The organism is Bacillus sp. N6, assembly GCF_052805735.1.
Window position 1 is genome coordinate 5,138,065 of sequence record NZ_CM127843.1, and the last position, 13,264, is coordinate 5,151,328.

Annotated in this window: 13 protein-coding genes; all 13 read right to left on the reverse strand. The window is 39.2% G+C overall.

From position 1 onward, the window contains the following. Positions 1-99: 99 nt before the first annotated feature. The 13 genes from ACUXVC_RS26555 to nuoD all read right to left on the reverse strand — a co-directional run bounded on the left by ACUXVC_RS26555 (position 100) and on the right by nuoD (position 13,263). Positions 100-1,107, reverse strand: a complete 1,008-nt coding sequence (locus ACUXVC_RS26555) for a LytTR family transcriptional regulator DNA-binding domain-containing protein (RefSeq protein WP_144465601.1) — start codon at positions 1,105-1,107, stop codon at positions 100-102. A gap of 100 nt (positions 1,108-1,207) precedes the next feature. Continuing rightward, entirely contained in the window at positions 1,208-2,227 is a 1,020-nt protein-coding gene (spoIID, locus tag ACUXVC_RS26560) for a stage II sporulation protein D (protein WP_000672651.1), read from the reverse strand. 208 nt (positions 2,228-2,435) lie between these two features. Next, positions 2,436-3,740 carry a UDP-N-acetylglucosamine 1-carboxyvinyltransferase gene (murA, locus tag ACUXVC_RS26565; protein ID WP_000411275.1) on the reverse strand — a complete coding sequence of 435 codons (1,305 nt, stop codon included), beginning with the start codon at positions 3,738-3,740 and terminating at the stop codon, positions 2,436-2,438. Positions 3,741-3,779: 39 nt separating this feature from the next. Further along, positions 3,780-4,484, reverse strand: coding sequence for a YwmB family TATA-box binding protein (locus tag ACUXVC_RS26570; protein ID WP_000767913.1), 705 nt, complete (start codon positions 4,482-4,484; stop codon positions 3,780-3,782). A 51-nt stretch (positions 4,485-4,535) separates the two neighbouring features. Continuing rightward, positions 4,536-4,772: a DUF1146 family protein gene (locus tag ACUXVC_RS26575; protein ID WP_000057889.1), complete on the reverse strand. Its 237-nt coding sequence runs from the start codon at positions 4,770-4,772 to the stop codon at positions 4,536-4,538. Positions 4,773-4,974: 202 nt separating this feature from the next. Further along, on the reverse strand, positions 4,975-6,489 hold the full coding sequence (gene nuoN, locus ACUXVC_RS26580) for an NADH-quinone oxidoreductase subunit NuoN (protein WP_340672848.1): 1,515 nt from the start codon (positions 6,487-6,489) through the stop codon (positions 4,975-4,977). 7 nt (positions 6,490-6,496) lie between these two features. Further along, positions 6,497-7,999: an NADH-quinone oxidoreductase subunit M gene (locus ACUXVC_RS26585; protein ID WP_053563318.1), complete on the reverse strand. Its 1,503-nt coding sequence runs from the start codon at positions 7,997-7,999 to the stop codon at positions 6,497-6,499. After that, positions 7,996-9,858 carry an NADH-quinone oxidoreductase subunit L gene (nuoL, locus tag ACUXVC_RS26590; RefSeq protein WP_000568236.1) on the reverse strand — a complete coding sequence of 621 codons (1,863 nt, stop codon included), beginning with the start codon at positions 9,856-9,858 and terminating at the stop codon, positions 7,996-7,998. Before nuoL ends, ACUXVC_RS26585 begins: the two co-directional genes overlap by 4 nt. A 30-nt stretch (positions 9,859-9,888) precedes the next feature. Next, positions 9,889-10,203: an NADH-quinone oxidoreductase subunit NuoK gene (gene nuoK, locus ACUXVC_RS26595; protein ID WP_144465599.1), complete on the reverse strand. Its 315-nt coding sequence runs from the start codon at positions 10,201-10,203 to the stop codon at positions 9,889-9,891. Then, positions 10,196-10,720, reverse strand: coding sequence for an NADH-quinone oxidoreductase subunit J (locus tag ACUXVC_RS26600; RefSeq protein WP_001012812.1), 525 nt, complete (start codon positions 10,718-10,720; stop codon positions 10,196-10,198). The genes nuoK and ACUXVC_RS26600 overlap by 8 nt, the downstream gene beginning before the upstream one ends. Beyond that, a complete protein-coding gene (gene nuoI, locus ACUXVC_RS26605) occupies positions 10,717-11,136 on the reverse strand; it encodes an NADH-quinone oxidoreductase subunit NuoI (RefSeq protein WP_000677191.1) in 420 nt (139 codons plus the stop codon). Before nuoI ends, ACUXVC_RS26600 begins: the two co-directional genes overlap by 4 nt. Positions 11,137-11,161: 25 nt before the next feature. Next, positions 11,162-12,163 carry an NADH-quinone oxidoreductase subunit NuoH gene (nuoH, locus tag ACUXVC_RS26610; protein WP_000573426.1) on the reverse strand — a complete coding sequence of 334 codons (1,002 nt, stop codon included), beginning with the start codon at positions 12,161-12,163 and terminating at the stop codon, positions 11,162-11,164. Beyond that, positions 12,163-13,263, reverse strand: coding sequence for an NADH-quinone oxidoreductase subunit NuoD (gene nuoD / locus ACUXVC_RS26615; RefSeq protein WP_144465598.1), 1,101 nt, complete (start codon positions 13,261-13,263; stop codon positions 12,163-12,165). Before nuoD ends, nuoH begins: the two co-directional genes overlap by 1 nt. Between the last annotated feature and the right edge of the window lies 1 nt (position 13,264).

Consider the following 13,264-nt stretch of genomic DNA (forward strand, 5'->3'; position numbering starts at 1 on the left):
CAATCATATGAAAAACAAAGGGTTTACGCAGTAAAATACCGGTAAAAGGAGTATTTTTACCGGTGAATGAATCGCATGTTGAGCTTATTGGAGCACTTTTTATAGCCCAATCACGCCTTTTAATTCATCCATTCGTCCTTTTGAAAGTGGAATTGAACTTTTTCTTTCGTCGTCTAAAATTAAGCTAAAACTGTTACGAGTCCAAGTAATCACTTCTCGTACTCTTTGTAAATTTACAAGGTACGAGCGATGACATCTAAAGAAACCAAAACCTGTTAATCTCGCTTCTAGTTCACTTAATGTTAAGGCGCATACGAAATCCCCTTCACGAACGTGAATATGTGTTACTCCGTTTTGCGTTTCAATGAAATGAATTTCCATCGGATCAAGTAAAATGATTTTATCGTTCACTTTCGCAGGTATTCTTTCTAACTTCATTTGCGGAATCATTTGAATGACTTTTTCTTCATCGACTTCTTCCACTTCCTCTTGCTCAATTTCTATCTTTTTCACACCCTCGTTGTTTAATATGTATACATCCTCTGTTAACGAAAGGGCATCCGATAGAAATGATGACGTAATAAAAATCGCCTTTCCTTGTTCTTTCATTTTCATGATTGCTTTTCGAATAATAACCGTACTCTCTATATCTACATTTTGCTCTGGCTCTTCCAAAATAACTAAATCCGGATTATGAATCATCACTCGCCCGATATGAAGACGGCGTTTCTCTGAAAATGATAATTTTTCTATTTTAACGTTTAGTTTATCTAGGAGACCAACAGACTGCACAACTTCTTCTATACTTATCTTTGATTCATAAAGCCCTAATAAAAATTTGAAGTATTCTTTCACCTTCAAACGATCATATGCCTCATCTTTCAAAAAACAAAAACCGATGCGGGAATAATTTTTCTTTCCAATTGCTTCCCCTTCAAACAGTACATTGCCAGTCGACGCCTCTTCTTCACCAATAATGATGCGGTGTAACACTTTAGCTGTATGATTATTGCATTGCAAAACAATACATTGTCCCTTCTCCACCTCTAGCTCAACTGCCGGTAACTGGTTCGCCTTCCCTAATTGTTTCAACTCTAGTAACGCCATTTCATTTCCCCCAAATGCCTTTTTATCCTATTATATCAAACAGTTAATGGAAAATTATGATATTTTAAACAGAAAAAAATAGGTGCCAGAGTTCTGACACCTATTTCTTCACCATCAATTTTCCTTCATAATCATTCATCGTCTTTATTTCAACGCCTTTATAGTAATGAGCGACGATATCTGTATATTTCTTTCCTTCCGCTGCCATGCCGTTCGCCCCGTATTGACTCATACCAACGCCGTGACCGAAGCCTTTCGTCGTAACGATGATTTTATCTCCTTGTTGTTTCCACGTGAAATCAGAAGAACGTAAATCTAACTTTTCACGAACTTCTTTTCCTGTCAATGTTTTTCCTTGAAAAGCTACATCCTTTACGCGCTTTCCTTCCGTAAGGTCTTTAATGTTTCCAACCTTCCCGTCTGCTAGCACTTTCACACCGAGACGTTTTTGAAAATCAGCTACTGTAAATGTTTGCTCGCTCGTAAACTTTGGTGAGGCTTGATCCCACGGACTATCTACACTTTTCAAGTACGGATAATCATTTCCCCAATAGTCAGCTGCATTTTCTGTTCGACCATTACTCGTTGAAAAGAAGGATGCTGAAATTGGTTTTCCATCATACGTTAAAACTTGTCCTGCTGTTTTCGAAACAGCTTCTTCGATTTTCTTCAAATTATTTTCGTAGTTATTGCCCCATTGCTTCTTCAATTCATCTTTGCTTTTGTACACTTGATCTTTCACCGTATCTGTCACGTCTGCATTATTTTTCTTTCCTCCGCTTAGCATACGTTGTACTACAAATGTTCTTGCTGCTAATGCCTGTGCCTTTAGTGCCTCTATTTCAAAACTGGCATTCATCTCAGAAGCTACTACACCGGTCACATACTCCTCCATAGGTAATGATTCTACCTTCTTTTGTTTCTCACGATATACAGCAACTTGAACCGCTGTATCTACTTTTCCTGGAGCTGGTATACTTTCTATCGCTGGAGGAGTTTTAGAGGCCGTTTCTTCCCCTACTTTTGCTTTCGCAAATGGGATAACAAGGGCTGCAGGTACAATGATAACGAGCGCTATTAAGAGCGCTACTGTAATAAAAAGTGGCTTTGAAAATTTCATCCTATTTTTCCCCCAATATAAAAGCTTTACTCCATTCATTCTTATGGAACAACTCTTTCTTTTAGAACACACTTAAGGGGAAGAGCATAAAACGGAAATTTTCTAAATATTTTTACTGGTACGTGCATAAGTATAGAATTTATTGACTATAACAGTAATAACCCAAAAAAAATAGCCCCTATGTCAAAAGACATAGAGACTATTTCAATTAAGCGTGAAGATCAGAAACTTCTTGTTCTTTCACTTCTTCTACTTTTTCGTTTACACGTTCAATAGTTGCACCTAATGCAGCTAATTTCTTATGGAAATCTACATAACCACGGTCAAGATGTTTTAACTCAGTTACACGAGTATAACCTTCTGATACTAAACCAGCTAAGATTAATGCAGCTGCAGCACGTAAATCAGTTGCGCCTACTTCAGCACCTTGTAAGCTGTTTGGACCGTTCATAATAACAGAACGACCTTCAATTTTAATATCAGCATTCATACGACGGAATTCTTCAACGTGCATAAAGCGGTTTTCGAATACCGTTTCTGTAATCATGCTTGTTCCATCAGCTTGTAGTAATAATGCCATCATTTGTGATTGCATGTCTGTTGGGAAACCTGGGTGAGGCATAGTTTTAATATCAACCGCTTTTAACTTATCTGGGCCGATAACACGTACACCTTCGTTTTCCTCAATAATTTTAACACCCATTTCTTCCATTTTCGCTGTAATTGAGCGTAAATGTTCAGGTACAGCATTTTCAATTAAGATGTCTCCACCAGTAATTGCTGCTGCAACCATGAATGTTCCCGCTTCAATACGGTCAGGAATAATAGAGTGGTTTGCACCATATAATTTATCAACGCCTTCGATACGAATCGTTCCAGTTCCAGCTCCGCGTACTTTCGCTCCCATCGCATTTAAGAAGTTAGCTAAGTCAACGATTTCTGGTTCTTTCGCTGCGTTTTCAAGAATTGTTGTCCCTTTTGCTAATGTAGCTGCAGACATAATGTTTTCTGTCGCGCCTACGCTTGGGAAGTCTAAGTAGATTTTAGCTCCTTTTAGTTCTCCCTCAACATATGCCTCAACAAAACCGTTACCAACCTGTACTTTTGCTCCCATTGCTTCGAAGCCTTTTAAATGTTGGTCAATTGGACGTGAACCGATTGCACATCCACCAGGAAGTGCAATACGAGCACGACCGTTACGTGCTAATAATGGTCCCATTACTTGAACAGATGCACGCATTTTACGTACATATTCAAATGGTGCTTCAATGTTTAGTTCTTTAGAAGAATCGATTGTTACTTGATTATTTTCAAATACGACTTCAGCATTTAAATGACGTAATACCTCATTAATTGTGTATACATCAGACAAAACTGGTACTTCAGATAGTACATTCTTTCCATCACTCGCTAATAGGGCTGCAGCGATTATAGGTAATACAGCATTTTTTGCGCCCTCAACACGCACTGTGCCGTTTAACCGCTTTCCGCCACGGACGATGATCTTTTCCAAATTATTCCCCTCCGTGTCCTTTTTTCAGTATCTATTCACTCAATACTCAGAAGTTATGATCGGTGTGCCAACCACAATTGTATCTTTGTTGTCTGTAGAACGTATTGCTATTTGCACATTTATTTTCTCTCTATTTGTTGAAAGAGCGTCATCCCACTTTTTATTGTATGCGGAGACTGACACAAATGCTCTTTCTTCTACTTGTTCGATCGCTCTTGCTGAAAGATCTTTCAAAACCTGATTGGTTTTATTTTGCAAAACACCTTCAATCTTATCATTCAGTACACCTTGAACACAAGTGTAAATTATAGGTTTTTCACTAAAAATTTTATTTACTTTTTGAACATACTTCGGGTCCCATTTCGCCCCACTTACTTCAAAGATAATGAAAGTGTTTTCTTTAGTATTTTCTTTACTCCAAGTTACTACTACTCGTTCTTCATGAGAAGCAAACTTTTTATAGGATGTAGCTTTATATCCATCTGGAGATTGCTCTACTTCCCACTTTTGAATATTTGCCTTGTCCTTCACATCGTTTAACAACTTTTGAAACGTATGTATATTAGAAATTGTTTTTGTTTCTCTAGCTAACCATGACCATTTTTCTACTTTAGCATCATTTTTCTCTAAAGCCTTAATCATGCTCTCCATTTTCTGTTCATCGCTTATCGGTTTCATCTCTCTATATCCAACCAAAAATAAAACAACACTAAGTGCAACAATAAGAATGGCTTTAAGCTTCAATTTCATCCCCTCCTATCCCCATTGTTAACGGAGATTTGAGGTTCTATACACTTACTTTACTAAATACGTTAAACTCTTCGAATAGCCTAAATAATCAAGGAAAAAGTTACTTACAGATGTCCCAATTGCAATTGTAATTAAGATGAGTAATACTCGCGTCTGCAGCACTTTTCCGGACTTCATTAAACGCTCAATGTGAATGCCTTGCAAAGCCCACCACGTAATGGTAATAAACAATAAATGCGAAACAATGGCAATCAGTGCTTGTTGCCCTAAAAGTTGTGCCAAAAAATCGACCCCTTTTTACTCAGCTACTACTTATGAAAGAATATAAAAACGATACCATAATAAGTAGGAGCCACACTTTTTCAAATGCACATAGACATCTTACATTTTACATCGTGATTTTCTTTCAAAAAACGTATATCTACATTACAAGTTAACACAAAATAAAAAGCGCAGAGTACTGACTCCACACCTTTTATTTTCACTATTGTACCACGTTCCCTAAGAAGAAGAAATCTTTCATTAATGGAAAATATTCATAAAAGAAATTGTACCCAATCATCGGCATAATCCCTAGTATTACAATCGAAATTGCACAAAGGCTCATAACAACCTTTATATTTAATGGTAACCGTATCCTCTCTTCTGTCTCTCCGGTGCGGAAAAACATTTGTTGTAAAATACGGAAATAATATACGAATGAAACAACTGTCGTACCCATCATAATCGAAGCTAGTACGTAATGTGCTGGCTCTACATGAAGCGCGCCTAAAAAGATGTTAATCTTTCCAATGAAGCCAGCCGTCCCTGGTATCCCGGCCAGCGATAAAATAAAGATTGTCATCATGATCGCTGCAAATGGTGATTTCTTATATAATCCGGTGAAAATCTTTATGTTTTCCTTATCGTTTTGTAAGATTAAGCCGTGGATAACGGCAAACGCGCCTATATTCATAAGCATGTATGCCAGCATATAAAACCACATGCTATCCAGCGTAAATGGTGATAATGCCACAAGTGGAACGAGCAAATACCCAGCATGCGCAATGCCTGAATAAGCAAATAAACGTTTTACATTGTATTGTTTTAACGCGACTACATTCCCAACAATCATCGTAATACTTGCTAGCACCGCAATATATATACTCATATGCCCATATAAAGACTGCATATCTCCTTGTATTAATACACTTGCAAAAACCATAAGGAACAAACGAATAATGAGTAGGAACCCAGCAATTTTAGAAATCGTTCCAAGAAAGGCAGTAACAGGTGTAGTCGCTCCTTCATACACATCAGGTGCCCACATATGAAACGGCACTGTGGCAATTTTAAATGAGAGACCGACTAGCAATAAAAGAAATGCGAGAGCTAGCAATAACTGAATACCACTAGCGAGCTCCCCAGTGAGTACCTTTTGCATATCTACAATGTTAGTTGAACCTGTAATACCGTATAAATAACTCATTCCGAAGAGCGTAATCGCCGTTCCAATTCCTCCGCTAATGACATATTTCATTGCCGCTTCATTTGATGCACGGTTCTTTTTTCGTATTCCTACTAAAATATAAGAAGAAAGTGAAAGTAACTCTAAACCAACGAAAAGGGTGATAAAGTCAACACTAGAAGCCATGAACATCGCACCAAGAAGTGCCATTAAAAATAAGTAATAATATTCGCCCTTATCTTCAATCGGATTCTTCTTATCATCGCTCATTGCGATGCATAAAATGAGAGCTGAGGCGCCTAATAACAACGTTTTAAACCCTTTTGAAAATCCATCTAACACAAACGATCCGTTTAAAATATCTCCAGCTGGTTCGCTATATAGCGTAATTAATGAAACAATTGCTAATACGATGGCAGCGATCGCACCAAGAGCTACATATCTATGGTTCAGCTTAAAAAACAAATCACATATGGAAAGAAGGATGGCGGCCCCAAGAATAATAAATTCTGGCACCATTAGATGCCACGATAAGCTAAGTAACGTATTCATATCCATCCTACTTCACCCCCAATGTTTTCAATGTATTTTGAAGCGGATCCCCTAGTATCTCTGGCATAACTCCAATTGCAATAATACAAAAGATAAGTAGTAAAACAGGGACATACTCCCATCCATGTATATCAGATTTTGCTTCCCACTCTTTCTTTCCGAATGTCACTTGAAGTGTCGCCCTTAATACATATACAGCGGTTAAAATGATGCCAATCACACCGACTGCAGCAATGACGGGCTCTCCTTGAAATAAACCGAGAAAGGCAAGAAATTCACTAACAAACCCAGACATCCCTGGTAATCCAAGCGATGCCATTCCTCCTGCTAAGAAGAAGCCGCTAAGTACTGGGACACTTTTTGCGAGTCCACCAAGCGCTGTAATTTCTGATGTTCCGAAACGTTGTTCTATAACACCGAGTAAGAAAAACAGTAAGGCTGCAATTAAACCGTGCGATACAACCTGGAATAACGCCCCTTGTGTACCCGGTGCATTAAGTGACGCAAGTCCCATTAACACAATTCCCATATGCGAAATACTAGAGTAAGCCAGTACTTTCCTAAAGTCCGTTTGGATGAGCGCTAAAAAGGCACCGTACAATAAATTAATTACACCTAATATCGCAATTAGCGTTGCAACATCGTGAAAATATTCCGGGAATAGCCCTTTTCCGAAGCGAATAATACCGTACGCTCCAATCTTTAGCAAAACACCAGCATGAAGCATAACTACAGCTGGATGCGCTTCTATGTGCACATTGACCATCCAACGGTGCAACGGAAAAACAGGTAGTTTAATTGCAAAGGCAATCATTATGGAAATAAATACACCAAGCTGCAAGCTACTTGGGATGATGAGTTCTCCTTCTGCACTTACGCTTCTTAATATCTCTTTCAGCTCCACAATATTTGTTGTACCTGTTTTCGCGAACAAAATTGAGAAAACAATGAGCAAAATAGCTGAGCCAATACCGTTATATATTAAATAACTATACGCAGCCTTTTCGCTCGATAATTTCCCCCACTTCCCAATCAATAAGAACATTGGTGGCAACGTAATTTCAAAGAAGATAAAAAACAACATTAGATTTTGAGCAGCAAAGACGCCGAGCATCCCTATTTCTAGCATGAGTAACAGCATATAAAATGCTTTTAAATTTCTTTTAATAGAAAAGGCTGCAATTGCTGCGAGCATCGCTAGAAGAGCCGTCAGCACCATCATAACAAGCGACAAACCATCAATACCGAGCTCGTAATAAATAGAAAACCACCTTTTATCCACCGCTGTAAAATCTCCGAACTTAATCCATTTCACCTTTTCATCAAATAGTGACAAGCTCTTTCCAGAAGCATATGTACAAGCGAGGACGATAGCGATTCCAAATGGAAGTGCCGTCCCAAATAAGCCAAGCGCCCGCACTGTACGCAATTCCTTTTTCGGTGTTAATACAAGCAATAAAATTCCTAAAAGCGGGGAAAAAATGAAGAACGTTAACAACAAATCATTCATCGTAAATCCCCTCCTGTATAGAGCAAAATAATGACGAGTACAGCGAGCGAAACCGCCGTTACAGTACCGTACACTTGTACATTCCCGTTTTGAAGTTTCGACCCAAGATTACTTGTACCTTTAACTACGCTTCCAATTAAAACTGCAATTCCCTCGACTACATACACTTCAAATAAGCGAAGCACATGAGCGATTCCTTTTGTAATAGGGATCACCGTCATGTTGTATAGTTCATCCACATAATATTTTTCTTTCAAAAGATTATAAAGCGAGGTTTCCGTACCCCCAGCCCAATCTCTAGAAATTGATTTCTTGCCATATATAAAATATGCAAGAGCGATTCCCGCAAATGAAACGAGAGTCGCAACAATCATAATCCAAACTGGCCCATGCGCTTCTTCAACCTTGAACCCTACATCTTTCGTCAACCAATCTCCCAGAAACGTACCGAACCATGGTGTATTTATATATCCTGCCACTACTGCGAGAACGCCGAGAACAATCATTGGATACGTCATAACGCGGGGCGACTCATGCACATCTTCCTTCGTCTTCGTTTCTCCGGTAAAGACAAGAAAGTATAGGCGGAACATATAAAACGCTGTCAAAAACGCCGCAATTACTGCTAAAGTAAATAAAACGTAATTGCCATTCATCCAAGTCGCCGCTAAAATTTCATCTTTGCTGAAAAAACCGGAAAGGAGCGGAACACCGCTAATGGCAAGGGTACCTATTAGAAATAGCGTACCAGTTACTTTCATCTTCTTCTGTAAACCGCCCATTTTATTAATGTTTTGCGTATGCACTGCATGAATTACACTTCCTGCTGCCAAAAATAGTAGTGCTTTAAAAAAAGCATGTGTCGTTAAATGGAAGACACCGGCTACATAACCTGCAGAACCTAACGCAAGCATCATATATCCAAGCTGGCTAACTGTAGAATAAGCAAGTACTCTCTTGATATCTGTTTGCACGAGACCGATAGAGGCCGCAAAGATTGCAGTGAAAGCTCCAACGATTGCCACGGTCTGCATCGCCACTGTACTTGCTGAAAATAGAGGGAACATCGTCGCTACTAAATATACGCCTGCTGCAACCATCGTCGCGGCGTGAATAAGTGCCGAAACAGGCGTTGGCCCCTCCATTGCATCTGGCAACCACGTATGAAGCGGGAACTGACCTGATTTCCCCATCGCCCCGATAAAAATTAATATCGCTGTTATCGTAATCATGTAAGGAGGTAAATCCCCTGTATAAATCGCCCTAAATATTGCGTCATATTCAAAACTACCTGCGTACCAAAAAATTAAAATCATCCCGATAAATAAACCAACATCCCCAATACGGGTCATAATAAAAGCCTTTTTTGCAGCAGCCTTCGCTTCTTCTTTAAAGAAATAAAAACCGATAAGTAAAAATGAGCCAAGGCCAACTAATTCCCAAAATATATAAAGCTGTAATAAATTCGTTGATATAACAAGCCCTAACATCGCAAATGTAAAGAGTCCTAAATATGCGTAAAAGGTTGGTAATCGTTCATCACCTTTCATATAACCTTTCGAATACACATGTACAAGCAGACTCACAAGCGTAACGATAAATAACATTAAAGCTCCTAATGCAGTCACCTCAAAGCCGAATGATATATCCACATCTCCAGCTCTAAGCCACACCCACTTATGCTTCACGCTTGCTTCTGAAAACCTTTCTATTAACACAAGTACCGCAAGTATAAAGGAGAGAAAGACGAAAAAAATACTAAGTACGCTGCTTCCTTCTCTAATTTTCTTCCCGAATATAATAAGTAACAAAAACGAAACGAGTGGGAAAAGCGGTATGAGCCATGCATAATCGATCATTGTTTCCTTCCCCCTTTTTCGGTCACAATGCTATCCTTTGAGCGTATCCATTTCATCCACCTGAACTGTCGTACGATTACGATACAAAGCAATTAAAATAGCGAGTCCTACCGCCGCTTCTGCTGCCGCTACAGCCATCGTAAACAGTGAGAAAATTTGACCTGTTAAATTCGGAAATAGGCCTAATTTACTAAACGCCACTAAGTTTAAATTGGCAGCATTCAGCATTAATTCGATACAAACTAATACGCTTACTGTATTCCGCTTTGTTAAAGCTCCAAATAGACCGATGCAAAACAAAATAATCGCAAGTGTTAAATATACAGAAGCCGGAACGCTACTCATTGGAATCCTCCTCTTTCTCGTCCTTTTTCGCAAGTATAATCGCGCCAACGAGTGCTACAAGTAAAATAACTGAAGTTAGTTCAAATGGAATAATATATTTTGAATAGAGAAGCGTACCGATTTGAAGTGTGTTGTTTTCATGGAGAGGTAAACTTCCTTGTGTGCTTTCATTTGCAAAATCAACATTATTAACAGCGAAATACATAACCGCTCCAAATGCTACAACTGCAAAGAAGATAATCCATTTTCGAAGAGTAAGACGCGATTCATTTTCCGCGTTATGTTTCGTTAACATAATGCCGAAAATCATAATAATTGTGATTGCACCAGAGTAAAGTAAAATTTGTGCAACGCCTATAAATTCAGCTGATAAAAGAAAATACAAACCTGCAATGCTGAGAAATGTCAGAACGAGAGCTAGCATCATGTGCATAACTTTCGTTAAGTTCAACATAAGAACACCGCCGATAATTGCAGACAAGGATAGTATAAAGAATGCTACAAACTCGCCATTCATGCCTTATTCTCCTTCCTGACGTTTTCGTCGTTTTCGTCAAGCCACTGCAAATTTTTAAATAAGTCATCACGTGAATATTCCGCGAGTTCAAAGTTATTTGTCATGACAATTGCCTCTGTCGGGCAAACTTCTGTACATAAATCACAAAGAATACAAATCTCAAAATTAATATCATACGTGTCGATAATTTTTCCTTTTTTCGTAGGATCTGGATGTTTCTTTCCTGTTAACTGAATACAGTCTGTCGGACAAATGTTAGAGCATTGATTACAAACAATACATTTCTCCGGATAAAATTTTTGAATCCCCCGAAAACGGTCTGGCAACGGCAACGGCTGATTTGGATAATCATACGTTACCTTCTTCTTGCTCAAATTACTTAATGTATATTTTAATCCTTTAAATAGTCCTTTCATCTCTTACTGGCACCCCCCTCATAGATTAGAAGAATAACTCCTTAATCAATGCCGTTAAGAAAATATTTGCAAGTGCAATCGGCAATAATACTTTCCATCCAAACTCCATTAACTGGTCACCTCTTATACGTGGGAACGTAACGCGGAACCAAATTAATAGAAAGACTACACTGCTAAATTTCAAAGCAAACCATACGGCACCTGGGATAAATCCAAGAAACATGACTGGATTCCATCCTCCTAAAAAGAGCACTGTAATTAACGATGCCATCCCGAAGAAATATACGTACTCTGAAAGCATGAAAAACGCCCAGCGAAAACCTGAGTATTCCGTATGGTATCCAGAAACAAGTTCTGACTCCGCTTCTGGCAAATCGAATGGCGTCCTATTTAACTCTGCAACTGCTGCGATTAAGAAAACGACGAAGCCAATTGGCTGTACGAAAATGTACCAAACCTTCTCCTGCGCCGCTACAATCTCATTTAAATTCAGGCTACCAGCTAACAAAACGATACCAATTACACTCATTACGAGCGGAATCTCATAAGAAATCATTTGCGCCGCCGCACGCATCCCTCCTAAAAGGGAATATTTATTATTCGATGCCCATCCCCCAGTTACAACACCTATCGTCGTAATACCGGAAACAGCAATATAATAAAGTAGCCCGACTCCAATATCTGCAAATTGAAATTTATCAGTGAACGGGATAACTGCAAGCACCATAAATGCTGGTGCAAATGCAATGACAGGCGCTAATATAAACAGCGGTTTATCTGCTGCTTTCGGAATACTATCTTCTTTCAATAATAGTTTTAAAACATCAGCTACCGTTTGCAGTAAACCGAATCGGCCTCCAACCTGGTTTGGTCCAATCCGCCCTTGCATAAACCCCATCACTTTCCGTTCTGCCAAAATTCCATATGTAACGAAGCCAAGGACTGCAAATAGTAGAAGCACCGCTAATCCGAAAAAAATGAAGAAATTCGTCCAGCTTGAAGGTGATTGTAAGAGCGTCTCAATCATTAGCCATCAACCTCCCCAAGTACAATATCAACTCCACCTAAAATCGTAATTAAATTAGCGATATTTTCACCTTTTAATAACTTCGGTAAAATTTGTAAGTTATAAAAAGATGGCCTGCGAAACTTCAAACGGTACGGCTCTTTCTTTCCATCACTAGCGATATAACAACCAATCTCTCCGCGCGGCGATTCAATACGTACAAACGCTTCTCCCTTAGGTGCCTTAATAATTTTCGGTACTTTTGCCAGCACAGCTCCATCTTTCGGGAACTGCTGAACCGCTTGCTCAACAATCTTTAAAGACTCCTCGATTTCTTGCATTCGGCAAACGTAGCGATCCCAAGCATCTCCCACGCTTCCAACAGGAATATCAAAATCAAAACGATCATAAATCGAATATGGCTCATCTTTGCGAAGATCCCAGTTTACTCCAGTGCACCGCAAATTTGCTCCGCTTAAAGAATACGAAATCGCTTCTTCCGCGCTATATATACCAACGCCTTTCACACGATTTAAGAAAATCTCATTACCGCTAACAAGATCATGATAACCTGCCAATTGCTCTCTCATATACGGAACAAACTCTTCCACCTTTTCAATCCAACCATCTGGCGCATCCCACTTCACACCACCAACTCTCATATAGTTAAAAGTAAGCCGTGCCCCGCATAATTCATTTAATAAATTTATAATCATCTCTCGTTCACGAAACGCGTACAGAAACGGGCTGACCGCTCCTATATCAAGAAGATTCGTCCCCCACCAAACGAGATGACTTGCAATTCTTCCTAGCTCCATCGCAAGTACTCGCAAATATTCGGCACGCTCTGGAATTCCAAGCCCCATCATCGTCTCTACAGCATGGCAAATGACGTAATTATTCGTCATGGCTGATAAATAGTCCATTCGATCTGTATAAGGAATAATTTGCGTATACTGTAAGCTCTCAGCAATCTTTTCCGTCCCGCGATGCAAATACCCAATAACCGGTGTAGCTTCTTTAATAATTTCCCCGTCAATCTTAATTACGAGCCTGAACACACCATGTGTACTCGGATGCTGAGGTCCTACATTCAAAAGCATCTCTTCCGTGCGGATCATA